Source organism: Pseudomonas sp. FYR_5 (genome assembly GCF_043106315.1).
Classification (GTDB): Bacteria; Pseudomonadota; Gammaproteobacteria; order Pseudomonadales; family Pseudomonadaceae; genus Aquipseudomonas; species Aquipseudomonas putida_Y.
Window position 1 is genome coordinate 1 of the sequence record NZ_JBICMK010000022.1, and the last position, 18,704, is coordinate 18,704.

The 18,704-nt window shown below is 63.7% G+C and carries 15 protein-coding genes; 6 read left to right on the forward strand and 9 right to left on the reverse strand.

What is annotated here, in order from left to right; genetic code table 11:
* Nucleotides 1-5,047: AAA family ATPase (locus tag ACF8RA_RS02435; protein WP_392487778.1), on the reverse strand; the 5,047-nt coding region annotated here is incomplete at its 3' end.
* 239 nt (nucleotides 5,048-5,286) lie between these two features.
* Between ACF8RA_RS02435 and ACF8RA_RS02440 the strand changes: the two genes are divergently transcribed.
* Nucleotides 5,287-6,279 (forward strand): response regulator, encoded by a 993-nt coding sequence (locus ACF8RA_RS02440; RefSeq protein WP_392518749.1) that lies wholly within the window; start codon nucleotides 5,287-5,289, stop codon nucleotides 6,277-6,279.
* Nucleotides 6,276-6,644 (forward strand): response regulator transcription factor, encoded by a 369-nt coding sequence (locus ACF8RA_RS02445; RefSeq protein ID WP_392518750.1) that lies wholly within the window; start codon nucleotides 6,276-6,278, stop codon nucleotides 6,642-6,644. Before ACF8RA_RS02440 ends, ACF8RA_RS02445 begins: the two co-directional genes overlap by 4 nt.
* Nucleotides 6,645-6,711: 67 nt before the next feature.
* On the opposite strand, the gene ACF8RA_RS02450 is transcribed toward ACF8RA_RS02445, so the two are convergent.
* Complete coding sequence (locus tag ACF8RA_RS02450) at nucleotides 6,712-8,202, reverse strand: YifB family Mg chelatase-like AAA ATPase (protein WP_392461519.1); 1,491 nt, start codon at nucleotides 8,200-8,202, stop codon at nucleotides 6,712-6,714.
* Between the two features lie 235 nt (nucleotides 8,203-8,437).
* Here ACF8RA_RS02450 and ACF8RA_RS02455 point away from each other — a divergent pair, with 235 nt between their 5' ends.
* Nucleotides 8,438-10,534, forward strand: a complete 2,097-nt coding sequence (locus ACF8RA_RS02455) for a DUF4034 domain-containing protein (RefSeq protein WP_392518751.1) — start codon at nucleotides 8,438-8,440, stop codon at nucleotides 10,532-10,534.
* Here the strand turns inward: ACF8RA_RS02455 and ACF8RA_RS02460 are convergent.
* Together ACF8RA_RS02460 and ACF8RA_RS02465 are read right to left on the reverse strand one after the other, a co-directional pair.
* Nucleotides 10,488-10,841: a gamma-glutamylcyclotransferase family protein gene (locus tag ACF8RA_RS02460; protein WP_392518752.1), complete on the reverse strand. Its 354-nt coding sequence runs from the start codon at nucleotides 10,839-10,841 to the stop codon at nucleotides 10,488-10,490. The genes ACF8RA_RS02455 and ACF8RA_RS02460 overlap by 47 nt on opposite strands.
* Nucleotides 10,842-11,108, reverse strand: coding sequence for an accessory factor UbiK family protein (locus ACF8RA_RS02465; RefSeq protein WP_339533578.1), 267 nt, complete (start codon nucleotides 11,106-11,108; stop codon nucleotides 10,842-10,844).
* A 536-nt stretch (nucleotides 11,109-11,644) separates the two neighbouring features.
* Between ACF8RA_RS02465 and glnK the strand changes: the two genes are divergently transcribed.
* From glnK to sutA, 3 genes are all read left to right on the forward strand, one after another.
* A complete protein-coding gene (gene glnK / locus ACF8RA_RS02470; RefSeq protein WP_002555808.1) occupies nucleotides 11,645-11,983 on the forward strand; it encodes a P-II family nitrogen regulator in 339 nt (112 codons plus the stop codon).
* A 46-nt stretch (nucleotides 11,984-12,029) separates the two neighbouring features.
* On the forward strand, nucleotides 12,030-13,361 hold the full coding sequence (locus tag ACF8RA_RS02475; RefSeq protein ID WP_176682844.1) for an ammonium transporter: 1,332 nt from the start codon (nucleotides 12,030-12,032) through the stop codon (nucleotides 13,359-13,361).
* A 429-nt stretch (nucleotides 13,362-13,790) separates the two neighbouring features.
* Nucleotides 13,791-14,120 carry a transcriptional regulator SutA gene (sutA, locus tag ACF8RA_RS02480; RefSeq protein ID WP_021783509.1) on the forward strand — a complete coding sequence of 110 codons (330 nt, stop codon included), beginning with the start codon at nucleotides 13,791-13,793 and terminating at the stop codon, nucleotides 14,118-14,120.
* Nucleotides 14,121-14,300: 180 nt separating this feature from the next.
* Here sutA and ACF8RA_RS02485 read toward each other — a convergent pair whose 3' ends face one another.
* The 5 genes from ACF8RA_RS02485 to lysA are packed head-to-tail and all read right to left on the reverse strand — an operon-like array spanning nucleotide 14,301 to nucleotide 18,698.
* Nucleotides 14,301-14,996 carry an HAD family hydrolase gene (locus ACF8RA_RS02485; protein ID WP_176682843.1) on the reverse strand — a complete coding sequence of 232 codons (696 nt, stop codon included), beginning with the start codon at nucleotides 14,994-14,996 and terminating at the stop codon, nucleotides 14,301-14,303.
* Entirely contained in the window at nucleotides 14,993-15,892 is a 900-nt protein-coding gene (gene xerC, locus ACF8RA_RS02490) for a tyrosine recombinase XerC (protein ID WP_176682842.1), read from the reverse strand. Before xerC ends, ACF8RA_RS02485 begins: the two co-directional genes overlap by 4 nt.
* Nucleotides 15,892-16,602: a DUF484 family protein gene (locus ACF8RA_RS02495; protein WP_176682841.1), complete on the reverse strand. Its 711-nt coding sequence runs from the start codon at nucleotides 16,600-16,602 to the stop codon at nucleotides 15,892-15,894. Before ACF8RA_RS02495 ends, xerC begins: the two co-directional genes overlap by 1 nt.
* A gap of 13 nt (nucleotides 16,603-16,615) precedes the next feature.
* The gene (gene dapF, locus ACF8RA_RS02500) at nucleotides 16,616-17,446 is read right to left on the reverse strand and encodes a diaminopimelate epimerase (protein WP_014592814.1); all 831 of its coding nucleotides are present in this window, start codon (nucleotides 17,444-17,446) and stop codon (nucleotides 16,616-16,618) included.
* Nucleotides 17,447-17,450: 4 nt separating this feature from the next.
* A complete protein-coding gene (lysA, locus tag ACF8RA_RS02505) occupies nucleotides 17,451-18,698 on the reverse strand; it encodes a diaminopimelate decarboxylase (RefSeq protein WP_176682840.1) in 1,248 nt (415 codons plus the stop codon).
* Nucleotides 18,699-18,704 lie beyond the last annotated feature (6 nt).

The following is an 18,704-nucleotide window of genomic DNA, read 5'->3' on the forward strand; positions in this document are numbered from 1 at the left end:
ATGAGTGACTCACAGGCAGAAAGAAGCGAATCCGGCATCCACCCAACTGCGACACCAGCGCCTGCAACTGCCCGCCGTGGGCCTGAGCCACCGAACTGCAGATCGCCAAGCCCATCCCCATGCCACCGGTCTTGGTGGTATGAAACGCATCGAATATACTCTCCCGCTCGTCCGCCACGATCCCCGGCCCGTTGTCGTCCACGCAGATTTCCACCCCATCCTCGACCACCGCCGATCCAATCTTCAGCACCCCGTCACTGCGATACCCCGCCAATGCTTCCAAGGCATTGGTAATCAGGTTGAACACCAGTTGCTGCAACTGCACCGGGTCGGCTGTCACGCATACCCCGGCTTGTAACAGCGTCTGCACATCCACCTTGCCCCTGGCGGCGTCGGCCGAGGTCAGGCGCACCACCTCGCGGATCAATTCGTCCAGCTTCACCGCCTTGAGTTGCATCGGTGACTGCTTGGCCAGGGACCGCAGCGCCCGCACGATGTTGCCGGCCCGTTCGCTGTCGTTGCGGATATCTTCCAGGCCGGCAATCGCTTCTTCCAGGTCGGGGTTGGCGCGCTTCAGCCAGCGCAGGCTGGCCGCGGCATTGGAAGCGATGCCCAGTAGCGGCTGGCTGATCTCGTGAGCGATGGATGCTGACAGCTCATTCATCGCCTGCAAGTGCGCACTGCGTGCCAGTTCCGCACGCGAGCGGCGCAACTCAGCCTCCATCTGTGCGCGGATCTGGTTTTCCTCGGCCAGACGCGTGTAGAACTTGGCCGTTTGTAGCGATACCGCCGCCTGCGAGGCGAGGATCTCCAGCATGGCCAGGCGCTGACTGCCGAACAGGTTCGGCACAAGGCGGCTTTCCAGGTACACCAGGCCGATCAGCACGCCCTGGATCACCAGCGGCAGGCACAACACCGAGCGGGCGTTGCGTGCCTGCAATTGTTGGCGGAAGGCCTCTGGGCACTCATCAAGGGCATCGTTGAGCACCAGCGGTTTGCGGGTGCGCATGGTGGCGTTGATGACTGACAGCGGCGCCTGGGTCATGAACTTCTGGCAGTTGTCCATGCTCACGTGCAACCCGGCATCGTCGATGTGGGCCAGGGCAGCCATCTGGAATTCGGCCCCGCTTACAATCAGCAACACGCCATGATCGGCACCGGAGTGCTGGGTCAGATGGCCCATCAGGGTTTCGATCAGGCCTTCGAGCAGTACTTCCTCGGACAGCGCCCGCGCAGCTTCGATACCGGCTTCGAGGTCCAGCCTGGCCTGGTGGGTGGCACGATAAGTTTCCTGAACCGGCTGGGTGCGCAGAAACGGATGCAACGTCTCTAGCTGGTGCACCTTGCCGGTCGCGCCCCAGATATGGAAGCAGTCGCGGGCGATACGCAGGTGCAGGTTGGCGCCGGAGATCAGGCCGTTGGGGATGCACACCTCGGCCAGCTGTTCATGGGCCAGTGCCTGCTCGTGGATGAAACCGGCAGCAGTGGCGGCGATCTGCGCCTGGTCGAAGCAGCGGATCGCGGCCAGGCCGTCGCCATCGAGCTTGGCGATCACGCCCTCGATCAGCAACTGCTTGCTGCGGAAGGTGGCCGGGTTGAAGCCGGCCCAGCGGCTGAAGCGCTCGCGCAGGGCCTGTAGCTCGCGCAGCTTGTCGGCAAGGCTGCCGTGGGCTTCGGGGCTGCCCAGGGCCAGGCCGCGGAACAGGTGATAGTCGGCCAGGTTGATGTGCGCCGGTGCCGCCCAGCTGTTGTCACCAGCCAATGCCAGGTCGCGCATGGCCTTCGGGATATTGCCCATGTAAAAGGCGCACATGGCGGCGAACAGATGTTGGAAGAACCGCGTGGTGGCCGACCTCGAGGGTGCGGCCGGGGCTGGGCTGGGTAGGCCGCTCAGGTTGGCGACGAACGCTTGCTGGGCCTGCAGGATCAGCTCGATATCGCGGTAGCCGTGGTGACGCACAGTGGCCAGGCCTTGCGCCACTTCCTCGACCACGTCCGGCAGGTAGCGGCCCATGAACAGCGAGTCTGAAACCAGGTGGTTGCAGGCATAGCAGCTCATCGCCAGGTCACCGCTCAGGCGCGCCGAGTCGACCGCGTCCAGCGCGGTGCGTCGGGCGAATTCCATGGGTGAGGTCCAGGCGCTGACCTGGTCCAGAGCCAGCAGCGCACTGGTCAGATCAGCGTCGAAACCGTGCCGTTCGATCAGCTTGAGCGCGGCCAGGCAACAGGCATGGCCATCATGGTAAGCGCCAAAACGCTCGGCAATCATCACCCCGTACCAGGCCATGCCGTAGGTGCTGCCAGGCGCAACACCGTGCAGTAGCGACATCTCCATGAGCTTGGCCAGGTGCAGGAAGCAGATGTCGTCCTTCACGAAGAACGATGATGAAAGAGTGGCCAACAAGCTGATGGCAACCATCACCTCCTCCGAATCGGTGCGCGGCAGCGACTCCAGGCAATGCCGTCCTTTCTGTTCGACCAGCGCCTGGACATGGGCATGACTGGCCTCGACCTCTTGCCAGTCGATGCCCCGTACCGGGCTTATACCCAGCAAGTCCAGGCCGCTCAGGGCGCTGTCGATGGCTGCCTGATAGTCACCGCGCAAGGTATACAGCAATGCCTGCAGCCGGCACGCTCGTGCCTGGTCCAACACCGAGCGGGCACGCTGTCGGCATTCAGTGAGGCGTGCCTCGGCCGCGACCGTTCGTGACAGTTGCATGTCGCACTCCGTCGCCATGCAGGCGATGGCAAAGCCATGCGTGGCGCGGCTTTCCAGTGTGGCGCTGTGGTGCAACAACTGCTCGGCGGTATGCAGGTAGCCTGCGGTCTGTTCGAAGGCGCCGGCATCGCGTGCGCGTGATGCGGCATCTCGTAAAAGCTGCAGGAACGCTTCGCAATCATCCGCTGCAAACCCGCGGGGGGTGGCACGTTGCAGCTGGCTGGCGAGCTCGAACAGCCCCTCCTGCATGTGGTCTGGCCAAGCCTGGCGCATGGCCAGGGCGATGCGTGCATGCAGCGAGGCGCGCTCGTGTACGGGCGTGAGTGCATAAGCAGCCTCCATCACCCGGTCATGAGTGAAGCCCAAGCCGTTCTGGCCCGGTTGCACGAAACCAGCGCCAATCAAGGCTTTCAACGGTTCGCCTGGCGGTTGGGCAAGCACTTGCCGAAGCAGGCGCTCATCGCAGTGGCTGCCCGCCGCGCTGACGACTCGCAAAAGCTCGCGTTGCGGTGCCGCCAGGCGCCCCAGGCGGTGGACCATCAGGTCGGCGACATTGTCGGAATAGCAGTGCCGGGCCACGGCCTGCAGGCACCAAGACCAGCGCATGGCCTGGGTGTCGAAGATGAACAGCTGGTCCTCGACCATGGCCCTGAGGATCTGGTTGATGAAAAACGGGTTGCCCGCCGTCTTGCCGTGCACCCGTTCGGCCAGCTGAAATGCGTCTTCGGGGGCAACATGGAAGCGCTCGCCAATCAGCTCGGCCACCGCCCCAACGGCCAGCGGCCGCAGGTTCAGCGTGGTGCTGCGCACCGCTGCGGGTATGGCCAGCTGTGCGCTGGTGGTGGGCGTATCGTTGCACCGGGTGAAAATCAGCAGCAGGTTGGCCGGTGCGTCAGCCAGCAGTTGGGCCAGCAGTTGCCGGGTGGCGTCGTCGGCCCATTGCAGGTCGTCGAAGAACAGCACCAGCGGTTGGCCCGGCCGGCTGAAAACCTGCAGGAACTCAATGATCGCGTGCAGTTCCTTGTGCAACGCAAGGCGCGTGGGCTTGGCGGGTAACTGTGGCAGGGGGCCGAGAATCAGTTGCAGGTCCGGGGCCAGCTTGCCGAGCAGACGGCCATGACCTTTGATGCGGCGCAGGATCTCGCGGCGCAGGGTGTCGAGGTCCTGACTGTTCTTGGCCAGCAACTGGGTAGTCAGAGCTCCGAGCACTTCGATCCAGGGCGTGTAGGGCACGGCTTGTGCCTGGCTGTTGCACTTGCCGACGGCCCAGTAACCTTCAGCGTTGGCCTTGAGCGCTGCTTCGACCAGGCTCGACTTGCCCATGCCAGTAGCGCCGTTGATGACCAGGGCTTGTGGTTTGCTGTCGCGATGCAAGGCCTTGAGCAGCAGGGTGATAGCCTTTTGCTCGGCGCCGCGGCCATACAGGCGTGCGTGGCCGGGTGCTACCGGGTCGGCGCAGCCTGGGGTGAAGGGTGCCATGGTTTTGTGGGCGACCCACTGCCGCTGGCAGTGAGCCAAATCCACTGCAAGGGCGCGCGCGCTCTGGTAGCGGGCGTCCGGCTCTTTGGCCAAGGCCTTTGCCAGGATCAGGCTGAGGGGCGGCGGTACGTTGCTGCGCACTTCGCAGGCCGGCCGCGGCTGCGCGCCGGCATGCAGCTGTCGCCAGTGCTGGGTGTCGCGCCCGGCGAGCGGCAGCTCGCCTACCAATAGCTGGTAGAGGATCGCCCCCAGGGCATAGATGTCACTGCGTCGGTCGCAGCTGCTACCGTGCGGGCAAATCTGCTCCGGCGCCAGGTAGGCCCAGTTGCCGAGCGGGGATCCCTGTTCGCTGAACTGCTCTGCCGGGTCGGCGTGAAAGAAGCCCAGGCGCACCTGCTGATGGGCGTGCAGGCACACATGCTCCGGCTGCAGTGTACCGTGCAGCACATTGCGTTCATGCGCTTGCGCCAACGCAAGGGCGGCGTTAACCGCGATGTCGAGAAACGGCTCCAGCGGCGCAGGGCCTTCAGTGATCAGGTCGGCGACTGAGCGCCCGGCCGGGTACACCAGCAATGGGCCTTCGGCCGAGCGCACGAACGCCGAGGGGATCACCGCCCACTGCGGGTCCAGTTGCAGGCGGTAGTCACGTTCCAGGCGCTGACAGGCGGAAGGGGCCTCAAGCGGGGCGCGCACGGCGATCCAGGCCTGGAGTGTGGCCGGGTCACGCAGTCGGAAGTAGCTGAGCTCACCTTCCTTGCCCAGTGCGCTGATCTCGCATCGGTTCAGCCAGCCCTCGTCGATTGACTGGTCGTAATCGATGGGCCTGTGGGCAAGGCGTTCATCGAGCATAAAGCACCCCCGCTAGCGACATCCTGAGGCGCGAGTATACGCAGCGGGCCCAACATGGATGCGGGTTACAGCCTGCTTGGCAGGAACGGGCACGCTGTTGTCCGTTATCGTCCCCTTGGGGCAGGCGGGCTTTTGTATAGTCCTTTGGCCAACCTATCCCTCGGGATAATTGTCTGAACGCCAACGCTGGCCTAGGCTGCCTAGGGCAGCGAAAACGCCCGTGCCCGCGCGAGGAAGCCATGATCCGAATAGGCAATGCCCAGGTGTCGCTGGAGCGGCGCGAAGTCTTTGTCGACGGCAAACCGATCCTGTTGGGTGGGCGTGCTTTCGAAGTGCTGGCCACGCTGATCAGGGCCAAGGGCCGCGTGGTCGGCAAGGACGAGCTGTTCAGTCAGGTGTGGGCTGGTACGGTGGTTGAGGACAATAACTTGCAGGTGCAGGTATCCTTGCTGCGCAAGGCCTTTGGCGACCGCGGCCTGATCCAGACCGTGCCGCGCCGGGGCTACCGTCTGGCCGCACCGATCAGCCTCGAGGTGCCGGGTCAGGCACTGTGTGGGTCGTTGCTGCACACCATGGCCGAGACTGTCGAGCCGCCCGATGAGCGCGTGAATGTGCCGGTGCTGGTGGTGGATGACGACCCGTCGGTGCGCACCGCGTTGGGCCGGCTGTTGCGCTCGCAGGACATCCCGCACCACTTGTTTGCCAGTGCCGAGGCGCTGTTCGAGGCCCGCCTGGAAACCCCCTGTGCCTGCCTGCTGCTGGACATGCACTTGCCTGGCACAAGCGGCCTGGAGGTACAGGATGCGCTATGCCGGCTGGCGCTGCCCTGGCCGATCGTGTTCATGACCGGCTTCGGCACCATCCCGATGACCGTTCAGGCCATGCGCGCCGGGGCGGTGGAGTTTCTGACCAAACCATTCGATGAAGACCAGTTGCTGACCCTGTTGCAGACAGTGCGCGCCCGTGCCGTGGCCGAAGGCCGCAAGTGGCTCCATGCGCGGCAGGTCGAGGAAAAGTACCAGCGCCTGACTCAGCGTGAGCGCCAGGTCTTCTCGCTGGTGGTCGGCGGCTTGTCGCACAAGCAGATCGCCAGGCAGATCGGCACCAGCGAGGTGACGACCAAGGTGCACAAGAAGAACATCATGAACAAGATGCAGTCCCGCTCGCTGCTGGAGCTTGCAGCCATGCACAACCTTCTCGGCGCGCGGTCTGAGAGCTTGGGCAGCGCATGAGCAGAGGGGTGTGCATCGTCGACGACGATGCCTCGGTGCGCAAAAGCCTGGCCAACCTGCTGCGCTCGGTGGGGTTCGAGACCTTGTCGTTTTCCGCCGCGGACGCATTCCTGGCCTCGCCACTGGCGGGTGAGGCGGGCTGTGTGTTGCTTGACCTGAAGATGCCGGGGATGAGTGGGCTGGAGGTACAGCGTGAGCTGGCACAGCGGGGGTGGCGCTTGCCGGTGATCTGCATGTCGGCACATTGGGATGATGGCTCGGTACGGGCAGCGATGGGCCTTGGGGCACTGGCCTGCCTGGGCAAGCCGTTTTCTGAAGAGGTGCTGCTGAAGGTGGTTGAAGAGGCTTTGGCCGGCGGTCAGTGAGGTATGGCTGTGCCGGCCTCTTCGCGGGTGAACCCGCTCCTACGGGGGGCCTCACAACCCTGGCAATCTAACTGCTCCCCGGCCGGTACTGCAGGGCCTCGGCCAAGTGCGCCCGGCCTATCGTCTCGCATCCCTCCAGGTCCGCCAGTGTCCGCGCCACCTTCAACAACCGGTGCGCCGCCCGAAGCGATAAGGTCAGCCGCTCGCAGGCCCCTTCCAGCCAGACTTGGTCCGCCGCTACCAACCCACAGTGATGCCTTAAACCTTCAAGGTCTAGAAATGCATTCGCACACCCTTGTCGCCTGTGCTGCAGCTCCCGCGCTTCAGCTACCCTGACGGCGACATCGGCACTGGTTTCACCACAAGGCTGGTTGTTCAACGTAGTGCTTTCGCGAGCCACGGTCAGGTGCAGGTCGATGCGGTCCAGCAGTGGCCCGGAAAGTTTGTTGCGATAGCGCGCGATCTGCTCGGTGCTGCAGCGGCAGCGGCCAGTGGGGTCGCCCAGGTAGCCGCAAGGGCAGGGGTTCATCGCCGCCACCAGCTGGAAGCGCGCGGGGAAACGCACTTTGTCGCGGGCACGGGCAATCACGATTTCACCTGACTCCAGTGGCTCGCGAAGCACTTCCAGTACGCGCCGCTCAAACTCCGGAAGTTCGTCGAGAAACAACACGCCGTGATGGGCGAGCGTGATTTCACCTGGTTGCGGTCGGCTACCGCCACCGACCAGCGCCGGGCCGGACGCAGAGTGATGGGGGTGGCGAAAGGGTCGCTGTGGCCAGCTGTTCAGCGGCGCTTTCCCGCTGACCGACTGGATTGCCGCCACCTCCAGCGCTTCGTGCTCGTCCAGTGGTGGCAGCAGCCCGGGCAGGCGGCTGGCGAGCAAGGTCTTGCCGGTGCCGGGCGGCCCGGTGAACAGCAGGTTGTGCGCACCGGCCGCAGCCAGCAGCAAGGCACGCTTGGCTGCCAGTTGGCCCTGCACTTCGCTCAGGTCCGGGTAGGGGCGTTGCTGCAGGATCAGGCCGTTGGCAGCGTAGGGCGGCAGCGGCACCTGGCCGTTCAGGTGGGCGACCAACTCCAGCAGGTGGCCCACCGCATACACCACCAACCCGCCGGCCAGGCTGGCTTCCTCGGCATTTTCCCGTGGTACCACCAGCGCCCGGCCTGCTTCGCGTGCCGCCAGTGCCGCAGGCAGCACGCCCTGCACCGGGCGCAATTTCCCCGACAGCGCCAGTTCGCCCAGGCATTCCATATCGGCCAGGGTGGCAATCGGCACCTGGCCGTCGGCGGCGAGGATGCCCAGGGCGATGGCCAGGTCATATCGGCCGCCATCCTTGGGCAGGTCGGCGGGGGCGAGGTTCTGGGTAATGCGCCGCTGTGGGTACTTCAGCCCGGAGTTGACGATGGCGCTGCGCACCCGGTCCTTGCTTTCCTTGACCGTGGTTTCCGGCAGGCCGACCAGGGTGAGATGAGGCAGGCCGTTGGCCAGGTGGGTTTCGACGCTGACCGCCGGTGCCTGCACGCCAACCTGGGCGCGGCTGTGGACGAGGGCTAGGGACATGAACACTCCGTTGTTGCTGGAAAATGCCGCTTCCTGCGGCTGGGCAAAGAATAGCCAGTGCTGCCATGGCAGGCGCAACAAGTGTGCGTCGTGGTTTTTCAGGGCAGGGGTTTTCCCTGCGTTTTGATGGGCTTCGGCAAAAATGGATCCAATAGGCTTTGCGCAGTCGTCAGGTATGACTTAGTGTTGTTGGGCAACCGCAGTTGCCATGGGATGGCACTGCGTCTTCTTTCAAATGGACTTGAGGTATTGCTCCGTGCAAACGCTCACCTGCACGCACCAGGCAATTCGCGAACTGGTGCAGGCCAGTGCATTCGTTGAACTCAACCGCTTTTTCGACAGGCTCGAGGCTCAGTGGCGTCAGGCCCCGACCGGCGAGTTCCCGGCCTACCTGGCGGCCATTGAAGGGCACATGCTGCTCGACCAGGAAAACCAGAGTGACAGGGCCCTGAGCCAAGTGCTCAGAGCCTGGATTGACGCCTGCCCCAGGGCATATCACCCACAAGTGGTAATGGGTATGCACTGCTTCCACCGGGCCCGCCAGGTGCAGGTTGGTGGCCAACGCAACGCTGCACGCTTGCTGGCTGTCGCGCAAATTTGTGAATCCGCCAGCGCGCACCTGTTGCGTGCAATGGACCGCTCTGCGCACCCCGTGGCAGCGGCCATTGGCATGCTGCGCATCAGTGCGCAGTTCCATGAGCCTGGTTGGTTGCTGCAACTGTTTCAGGGGGAGCCTGCACGCTTCAGGCCCAGTGCCCATGCCGATGTAGAGGTGCAGGAAGCTGCAGCGCCGTTGCTGGTGAGGCATGGGCTGTTGGCCTTGGCCGAGCTGCCACAGGCGCTGCCGCTCTACCTGGGCAAGCGGATCGTTCATGAAAACGAAGACCCTCGCTATTACTGGCTGCGCCATGCGCTGATCGCCCGCCCCGGTTGCTTCGAAGCGATCCAGGCCCTTGCTGTGTACCTGCTGCCCCGCTGGGGCGGCAGCCTCGATGCGTTCGAGCTGTTGGTCAATGGCCCGTTGTGCGCGACCTGGGACGAGCGCTTGCGTAATGCGCTGCGCTGGATGGCCGTCGAAGGCCGCCTGATGCTGCCACAGGCTGACCCGTTGCAGGCCGTCGCCGACTGGCAGCAGGTGGTCGAAGACTGGTCAGAACGCCCGTTAAGGCCCAGAGAGCGTGCCGTTGTTCTGGCATGGCGGGGGACGCTGCGTAGCAGGGCATCGGGCGACCATGCTGGCGCGATGCGCGATTTTGCCGCGAGCTTGGCGTGCAATGCCGATCTCGGCGCCATCCGCGCCATGGGCGTGCCTTTTCGCTGTTTGGCCGAGCTGATACTGCGCGATGGCATGGCAGATGAGAAGCAACTGTTACACGGCGCCATTGAGCGCCTGTGTGACGGCCGTTCACATGCTGCTGCCTGTGCATTGCGCGCGGCCGGGCACCGTTTCGGGCTGTGGGCGCTGCCACGCTCGGCCGAGCAGGCAAGGCTATGGTTGCAACGGGCGGTGAATCGCCAGTGTGCGGGCCAGGCACCGGGGTTCGAAGTGCTTGAAGTGGCACGGTTGCTGTGGGCAGCCAACCGGCATGAAGTGGCCTGCTACCTGTATGAACGCTGCGCCGAACTGAACCTGCCGGGTGCTGCCTTGGCCTTGTACGAGCTGCACCACGGCGGCCTGGCCAACACCCCGGCGCATTACCTGGATGATGAAGCAGCCGGGTATTGGCTGCAGCGTGCGGTGGAGGCAGGTAGCAGGCAGGCCAAGTACAATCTGGCCTGCCTGCGCATGGATGGCGATGAGGATTTGAACGAGCGCAGTGCCATGCTGGCGGTCAGGCGCCTGCTTGTCGACGCGCTGGGCAACGCGCAGATCAACGCGCGTGCGCGTTTGCATCTGGGAATTTTGTTACGCCGGTTTGGTGAGACGCAGGAGCGGACCGAGGCGGTTGCTTACCTGTTGAGCCTGGTCGAGCACCCGGACCTGCGGCTTGCCGGGCGTGCCTGCGCCGAACTGGGGCTGGCCTGGATGCAGGGGCGCGGCACCCGCAAGCAAAGCCGCTTTGCCGCCATCGAATGGGTCAAGCGAGCGGCCAGCTTGCAGCCACGGGATACGGCCATTGGTGATATCCAGGCCGAGATCCTCAATTCGCGCAATCGGGTGAAGACGCTGTTTACTCAGTGCGGGGCGGCGTTGTTCCGCGGCACACTGCATGCAAGTGAGCTACCACCGAAACAGGCCTTTACCCACACCGAGTCGTTGCGGGTTCAGCCTGCATCGGACCGTCTCAGGCACGTACATAAACCCAGGCTGTCAGGCCCGATGCAAGGGTGACGGCGACGCGCTTGTAGTCGGCAACTTCATAGCGGTCCGCTGCAGCCAGTTCGTCTTCGCTGATCTGAAAGACCATGCCGGCCACGCTGTCGTTCGCCTGGCTGCTGGGGGAAACGATGGGGTGATGGGACTTGCCGCTGGTCGCCAGTACGCCTGGGTCGGTGATCTCGACCCAATCCACGCGGTAGCCCGGCATGCGGTCGGCCTGACCGTTCAGCTCACGGCCAAAGTTGGCCAGTTGCACGGCTTTATCCTGCAAGGTGCCGTAGGAAAACAACAGTACCGGGTATGCGCTGGAGGGTTGCATTCACTCATCCTGTGAGGGTGGGTTCAGCCGGGCTTCCAGCTCGGCTACCTGTTTTTCCAAGGCCTCAAGGCGTGCGCGGGTACGCGCCAGTACGACCATCTGGCTGTCGAATTCGTCACGGCTGACCAGATCCAGCTTGCTGAAGGCACCTTGCATCAACACTTTGAACTGGCTTTCCAGTTCCGCACGGGGCTGGGCGGCATCGCTGCTGAACAGGCGCGAGGCCTGGTCGCTCAGGGCATCGAGAAGGGCTTTGGGCGCGAGCATGGGGCTGTCCACTGAAACGGAGAAATGGCCGCCAGTGTAGCACGCACAAACCTGGCGCCTGAGTGCACATTGGCCTTCGCAGGAGCGGGTTTACCCGCGAAGAAGACACCGCGGTGGATGGCACGGGCTTCGCCCGTGTTCGCGGGCAAGCCCGCTCCCACAGGAATGGCGCCAACTTTTAGAAATTGAGCAAGACAGTTGCTCCCACAAAAGAATGATCTGCGGTTTCTAATCCGTTGCACATTTTTCGCGCAACGTGTCCCGCCGCTGCGCACCGAAATTGTGCATGTTTCCCATGCTGGCGACTGGCCAATCCCGACCAAATCACATAACGCTCTGTTTTTCGGCACTTTGTCGGAACTGGCAAGGATTCTGCAAAGACCTGTACGAGCCATGCACTGAAGCAGTTCCTTGTGACCAGGCAGTGCGCACGCGGAGCCGGGTGCCGACGACGCGTTACAAAGCCAACCGCTGCGCTTAGACTTGAGACGGGTTTGTTTTCCTGGGGCAAGTCCACCAAATCGGGAGAGAGTTTCATGAAGCTAGTCACAGCCATCATCAAGCCGTTCAAGCTGGACGACGTACGCGAGTCGCTGTCGGAAATCGGCGTGCAGGGCATCACCGTCACCGAAGTCAAAGGTTTCGGTCGGCAGAAGGGCCACACCGAGCTGTATCGCGGTGCTGAATATGTGGTTGATTTCCTGCCCAAGGTGAAGATCGATGTCGCCATCGATGACAAGGACCTTGATCGGGTAATCGAAGCCATCACCAAGGCAGCCAACACCGGCAAGATCGGTGACGGCAAGATTTTCGTGGTGAATCTGGAGCAGGCGATCCGCATCCGTACCGGCGAAACCGATACCGACGCGATCTAAGCAGCAACAAAGCCTCACCAAACCCAACGCCCCAGGAGAAAACAACATGACTCTGCGTAAGATCGCAGGGCTAGGAGCCCTATTGTCCCTCGTAATGCCCGGGCTTGCCCTGGCAGAGGAAGCTGCCCCAGCGCTGAACTCCGGCGACACCGCCTGGATGCTGACCGCAACGGCGCTGGTGCTGTTCATGACCATTCCGGGCCTGGCCCTGTTCTATGGCGGCATGGTGCGTTCCAAGAACGTGCTGTCGGTGATGATGCAGTGCTTTGCAATTACCGGCCTGATGAGCATTCTCTGGGTCGTCTACGGCTACAGCATGGCCTTCGATACCGCCGGTATGGAAAAGGGCGTGCTCAACTTCAACTCTTTCGTTGGCGGCTTCTCCAAGGCCTTCCTCAGCGGTGTCACGCCTGACAGCCTGACCTCGGCCACCGCGCTGTTCCCTGAAGCGGTGTTCATCACCTTCCAGATGACTTTCGCCATCATCACCCCGGCGCTGATCGTCGGCGCCTTTGCCGAACGCATGAAGTTCTCGGCGATGCTGGTATTCATGGGCATCTGGTTCACCCTGGTGTATGCGCCGATCGCACACATGGTGTGGAGCGGTGACGGTGCCCTGATGTGGGACTGGGGCGTACTGGACTTCGCTGGCGGCACCGTGGTGCACATCAACGCCGGTATCGCAGGCCTGGTCTGCTGCCTGGTACTGGGCAAGCGCAAAGGCTACCCGACCACCCCGATGGCCCCGCACAACCTCGGCTATACCCTGATGGGCGCGGCGATGCTGTGGATCGGCTGGTTCGGCTTCAACGCAGGCTCTGCTGCTGCTGCCAACGGCACTGCCGGGATGGCCATGCTGGTCACTCAGATCGCTACCGCCGCCGCCGCACTGGGCTGGATGTTCGCCGAGTGGATCGGTCACGGTAAGCCAAGTGCGCTGGGCATCGCCTCGGGCGTGGTGGCTGGCCTGGTCGCCATCACCCCGGCTGCGGGCACCGTCGGGCCGATTGGCGCGCTGATTATCGGCCTGGTTTCGGGTGTGGTCTGCTACTTCTGCGCCACCACGCTCAAGCGCAAACTCGGCTATGACGATTCGCTGGACGCCTTCGGCGTGCACGGTGTTGGCGGCATCATCGGAGCCATCCTCACGGGTGTGTTCGCGGCCCCGGCGCTGGGCGGCTTCGGTACTGTCACCGACATCGGCATGCAAGTCTGGATCCAGGCCAAAGGTGTGATTTTCACCGTGGTCTACACCGCCATCGTCACCTACGTGATCCTCAAGGTGCTGGATGTGGTGATGGGCCTGCGGGTCAACGAAGAAGAAGAGTCGGTCGGCCTCGACCTGGCTCAGCACAACGAACGCGGCTACAACCTGTAACTGCGACGCGGTAAAAACTTGCCCGGCTTGCCGGGCATTTTTTTGCCAGTTTTTCAGCATTTCCCGCACGGCAAACGGTTTATTCGACACGTTCGTGACGTAGGTAAAAAACTTACAAGTCGCAGGGCGTTTATGGTGCTTTGCTTTTTCCACGGGCGCGCTAGAATGCGCGCCGAAGGGTGTTTGACGAGTAGTCCACACACTTCGCCAGCCTTTGCTAGGCTTGCCAATAGCGTGTGGCCAGCAGGGGCTAATGGATTTGTCAGGTCCTGCCAGGAGCAGGGCCTGCTGGGTACCGCCTCCCATCAGGAGTGCCGACCCAAGGGCAGTGGCCTAACCCACGGCCAGTTGAATTTTCACTGGTGGCTGCCGGTCTACGGCTGCACTGGTCTATAACCAACCTGCTTTTCGCAAGTCATGAGGTAGAACATGAGCGACGACGATCTGGAAAATGATGACCTCGAAGTAGGCGACGAAGACGAGGGTGATGAGGGCCTCGAGGCGGCGGCTGATGACGGCGTGGAAGACGCTGGCGATGATGACAGCAGCCCGGCACCCGTTGCCAAGGGCAAATCCAAGGCAGCAGTCTCGGTAGACGAGATGCCGAGCATGGAAGCCAAGCAGAAAGAGCGTGATGCACTGGCCAAGGCGATGGAAGAATTCCTTTCTCGCGGCGGCAAGGTGCAGGAAGTCGAGGCCAACGTGGTCGCCGACCCGCCCAAGAAGCCAGACAACAAGTACGGCAGCCGCCCTATCTGAGTGGCTGATCGCAAAAAAGCCCGCCGTCGCTGCGGGCTTTTTTATGCCTGTGGGTTTTGTGTTGCCTGTTCCGGCCTCTTCGCGGGCATGCCCGCTCCCACAGGTACACCACAGGGTTCAGGACCTGCGCGGTCCCTGTGGGAGCGGGCGTGCCCGCGAATGGGCCGCAAAGCGGCCCCGTCAGCGCCAGCGCGCAAGCACGTCAGGTAGTTGCGACAGGCGCTGGATCTCGGCATCCGGCGCCTGTTCGCCAGCCCAGGTCTTGCCCTGCGGGTTGAACCACACCGCGCGCAAACCGGCGCGCTGGGCACCGGCAATGTCATCGCCAGGGTGATCGCCGATGTGCACCGCCGCACCCGCATCCACCTCGCCACGGCGTAGCGCTTCGAGGAACGGCGCCGGGTCTGGCTTGCCAATGCCCAGGTCCTCGGCGCACAGGGCAAAGCGGAAATAATCGGCCAGCCCCAGCCGGCTGACGTCGGCATTGCCGTTGGTGACCACGCCCAGGATGTATTGATGGCGCAAGATCTCAAGCACCGGCTGCACCTCTGGGAAGATCTCCACCTGGTGGCGGGCATGCAGGAACACTTCGAAGCCCTCGTTGGCCAGCGCTTGCGCGTGCTGCTCGCTGTAGCCGACCTCTTCCAGGGCATGGAACAGCACGCGCCTGCGCAGGGCGCTGATGCGGTGCTTGAGGCCGGGCTCTGCTTGCACCAGGCGCTCGCGGATGGCGAACAGGTGCTCCACCGGTATGCTGCCGAGGGTTGGTGCGTTGGCCTCGAGCCAGTCGCGCAGCACGACTTCCGCGGTGGCAATCACCGGCGCGGTGTCCCACAGGGTGTCGTCGAGGTCGAAGGTGATCAGCTTGATGCTCATGAGTCTGTGCCTTTGCTGCGTTTGGCCCGAGGGTGGGCGCTGTCGTACACCGCGGCCAGGTGCTGGAAGTCCAGGTGGGTGTAGATTTGCGTCGTGCTGATGTCGGCATGGCCGAGCATCTCCTGCACCGCGCGCAGGTCCTGGGATGATTCCAGCACATGGCTGGCGAAGGAATGGCGAAGCATGTGCGGGTGCAGGTGTTGGCCCAGCTCACGCTCACCGGCGGCCTTTACCCGCAGCCGAACGGCCCGGGGGCTGATGCGATTGCCCTGGCGGGTAATGAACACTGCACGGTCGCGTGGGTTGCCGATGCCGCGCAAACGGTACCAGGCCTGCAACGCCTCGCGAGCCTTGCGACCCACCGGCAGTACGCGGGCTTTTCCACCCTTGCCCAGTACCTGCACCAGGCCGGCGGCGAGGTCGAGGTGATCAAGATCGAGGTTGGTCAGCTCGGACAGGCGCAGGCCCGAGGAATAGAACAGTTCGAGGATCGCCTGGTCACGCCGGGCGATGAAGTCGTCGTCCACGCCGCCATCGAGCAGCTGCAGTGCGCGGTCGGTATCCAGTACCTTGGGCAGCCGACGCTCGCCTTTGGGCGCGCTCAGGCCGGTGGCCGGGTCGTGCTGGCACAGGCCTTCGCGGTTGAGGTAGCGGTACAGGCCGCGCACTGCCGACAACAGGCGTGCCAGGCTGCGCGGGGACTGGCCATGGTGGTGCAAGCGAGCGACCAACTGGCGCAGTTGCTGAATTTGCAGCGCCTGCCAGTCGGCAATGCCGTGCTCTTCGCAGTAGGCGATGACTTTTTCCAGGTCGCGACGGTAGCCCAGCGAGGTGTGCTCCGACACTTGGCGCTCGTTGCGCAGGTGTGCGCAATAAGCCTCCAGCTGGCGTTTCATCAGCGTACCGAGCGCAGGGTCTGGGTAACGCGTGGCACAACGCGGCCGAGCACCTCGGCGATATAGCCGAGGAAAAGGGTGCCGACGCTGCTCTTGTAGTGTTGCGGGTCGCGGCTACCGATGGCCAGCACCCCGTGCAGCCCTTGGTACTCAAGAGCTGCCACGGCGCTGGAGCCCACTTCCTGGCGCTGTTCTTCACCGAACAGGAAAGCCAGCTCGTGCTCGCGCAGGTTGCCACTGACTGTCTTGCCACCGCCCAGCAGGGCACCGATGGCTTGCTGCGCCTCGGCATTGCTGACCCAGCGCCCCACCGGCGCGACGTTGTCGCCGAACAGGATCAGGCTGACGAAGGGCACCTGGAATTCCTGGCGCAGGCTGTCTTCGACCGCCATTACCACTTCTTCCAGGCTGCCGGCATCGAGCAGGTCAAGGATCAGCCGGCGGGTCTTGTCGAACAGCCGGTCATTGTCGCGGGCCACGTCCATCAGTTGCGACAGGCGATGGCGCATTTCGATGTTGCGGTCACGCAGCAGCTTGAGCTGGCGTTCTACCAGCGACACGCTGTCTCCTCGCTGGTGCGGGATGTGCTGTTCGATCAGCAGCTCGTCGTGCTCGGCGAAGAAGGTGGGGTGGGCGCGCAGGTAGGCGACCACCGCTTCGGCATCGAGCTCGGTGGACTGCTTGGGTACAACCTTGGGCTGATCGGTCATGGCGGTTACTCGTTTAGAGACGAACCTGTCCTTCGTAGACGCGTACGGCCGGGCCGGTCATCATCACGGGCTTGCCGGGGCCGGCCCATTCGATGTGCAGGCGGCCACCGGGCAGGTCGAGGGACACCGGGGAGTCCATCCAGCCCTGGCTGATCGCCGCCACGGCCGCGGCGCAGGCGCCGGTGCCGCAAGCCTGGGTTTCGCCGGCGCCGCGTTCCCACACGCGCAGGTTGGCGCGGTGGCGGTCGATGACTTGAATGAAGCCGGCATTCACCCGCTGTGGGAAGCGTGGGTGGTTTTCGATCTTCGGGCCCAGCTCGTGCACGGGGGCAGTATGCACGTCGTCGACACGCAGCACGGCGTGCGGGTTACCCATGGACACGGCGGCTATGGAATGCAGCTGGCCGTCGACCTCCAGTGGGTAGCTCAGCGCCTGCGCGTCAGCAACGAAGGGGATTTCGGCAGGGATGAAGCGGGGTGGGCCCATGTCGACACTCACCTGGCCGTCGTTCTGCACGTCCAGCACGATGATGCCGCTCTTGGTCTCCACGCGGATGCGCTTTTTCGCGGTCAGGCGCTTGTCCAGCACGAAGCGGGCAAAGCAGCGCGCACCGTTGCCGCATTGCTCGACCTCGGAGCCGTCGGCGTTGAAGATGCGGTAGCGGAAGTCCACTTCCGGGTTGTTCGGCGCCTCGACGATCAGCAACTGGTCGAAGCCGACACCGGTATGGCGGTCACCCCATTGCTTGGCGTGCTTGGGCTGGATGTGCGCGTGCTGGCTGACCAGGTCCAGGACCATGAAGTCGTTGCCCAGCCCATGCATCTTGGTAAAACGCAGCAGCATGGGCTTACTCCGGCAGCAGGCTTTCGCCAGCATACAGTTCGGCGACGGTCTCGCGGCGGCGTACTTCGAACGCCTGGTCGCCGTCGACCAGGATTTCAGCGCAACGGCCGCGGGTGTTGTAGTTGGAACTCATGACAAAACCATAGGCGCCCGCGGACTCTACGGCCAGCAGATCACCTTCGGCCAGGTTGAGGACGCGGTCCTTGCCGAGGAAGTCGCCGGTCTCGCAGATAGGGCCGACCAGGTCATAGGCACGGCCTTCGCCTGCACGTGGCTTGACCGCGCTGACACCCATCCAGGCCTGGTACAGGGCCGGGCGGATCAGGTCGTTCATCGCTGCATCGATGATGGCGAAGTCCTTGTGTTCGGTGTGCTTGAGGTATTCCACGCGGGTCAGCAGCACGCCTGCGTTGGCGACGATGTAGCGGCCTGGCTCGAACACCAGGGCCAGGTCGCGTTTGCCCACGCGCTCGCGGATGGCCTTGATGTAGTCGGCCACCCGTGGCGGCTGTTCGTCGCGGTAGCGCACGCCGACACCGCCACCCAGGTCCAGGTGGCGCAGGTGTATGCCGCACTCGGCCAGGCGGTCGACCAGCACCAGCAGGCGGTCGAGGGCGTCGAGGAATGGCTCGACGGTGGTCAGCTGCGAGCCGATGTGGCAGTCGACTCCGACCACTTCCAGGTTCGGTAGCTGTGCGGCGCGCACGTAGATGGCCTCGGCATCGGCGATGGCGATGCCGAACTTGTTTTCTTTAAGGCCAGTGGAGATGTACGGGTGAGTACCGGCATCGACATCCGGGTTGACCCGCAGCGAAACCGGGGCAACCTTGCCCATTTCGGCGGCTACCACTTGCAGGCGCTCCAGCTCGTCGGTGGATTCGACGTTGAAGCAGTGCACGCCAACTTCCAGGGCGCGGCGCATGTCTTCACGTGTTTTGCCGACGCCGGAGAACACCACGCGGTCGGCACGCCCGCCAGCGGCCAGCACACGCTCCAGTTCACCACCGGAAACAATGTCGAAGCCTGCGCCCAGGCGCGCCAGCACGTTCAGCACGCCAAGGTTGGAGTTGGCCTTGACCGCGAAGCACACCAGGTGCTCGGTGCCTTGCAGGGCATCTGCGTAGCTCCGGTACTGGGCCTCGATGTGGGCGCGCGAATACACGTAGGTTGGGGTGCCATAACGTTCAGCAATGGCCGACAGGGCCACGCCTTCCGCGAACAGTTCACCGTCGCGGTAGTTGAAAGCGTTCATCTGGTT

Bases quoted from the DNA above. Each gene is read 5' to 3' on its own strand.
- glnK (WP_002555808.1), top strand. From the start codon at position 11,645: ATGAAGCTAGTCACAGCCATCATCAAGCCGTTCAAGCTGGACGACGTA.
- xerC (WP_176682842.1), bottom strand. From the start codon at position 15,892: ATGAAACGCCAGCTGGAGGCTTATTGCGCACACCTGCGCAACGAGCGC.
- ACF8RA_RS02445 (WP_392518750.1), top strand. From the start codon at position 6,276: ATGAGCAGAGGGGTGTGCATCGTCGACGACGATGCCTCGGTGCGCAAA.
- dapF (WP_014592814.1), bottom strand. From the start codon at position 17,446: ATGCTGCTGCGTTTTACCAAGATGCATGGGCTGGGCAACGACTTCATG.
- ACF8RA_RS02450 (WP_392461519.1), bottom strand. From the start codon at position 8,202: ATGTCCCTAGCCCTCGTCCACAGCCGCGCCCAGGTTGGCGTGCAGGCA.
- lysA (WP_176682840.1), bottom strand. From the start codon at position 18,698: ATGAACGCTTTCAACTACCGCGACGGTGAACTGTTCGCGGAAGGCGTG.
- ACF8RA_RS02465 (WP_339533578.1), bottom strand. From the start codon at position 11,108: ATGCTCGCGCCCAAAGCCCTTCTCGATGCCCTGAGCGACCAGGCCTCG.
- ACF8RA_RS02495 (WP_176682841.1), bottom strand. From the start codon at position 16,602: ATGACCGATCAGCCCAAGGTTGTACCCAAGCAGTCCACCGAGCTCGAT.
- sutA (WP_021783509.1), top strand. From the start codon at position 13,791: ATGAGCGACGACGATCTGGAAAATGATGACCTCGAAGTAGGCGACGAA.
- ACF8RA_RS02455 (WP_392518751.1), top strand. From the start codon at position 8,438: ATGGACTTGAGGTATTGCTCCGTGCAAACGCTCACCTGCACGCACCAG.
- ACF8RA_RS02460 (WP_392518752.1), bottom strand. From the start codon at position 10,841: ATGCAACCCTCCAGCGCATACCCGGTACTGTTGTTTTCCTACGGCACC.
- ACF8RA_RS02440 (WP_392518749.1), top strand. From the start codon at position 5,287: ATGATCCGAATAGGCAATGCCCAGGTGTCGCTGGAGCGGCGCGAAGTC.
- ACF8RA_RS02475 (WP_176682844.1), top strand. From the start codon at position 12,030: ATGACTCTGCGTAAGATCGCAGGGCTAGGAGCCCTATTGTCCCTCGTA.
- ACF8RA_RS02485 (WP_176682843.1), bottom strand. From the start codon at position 14,996: ATGAGCATCAAGCTGATCACCTTCGACCTCGACGACACCCTGTGGGAC.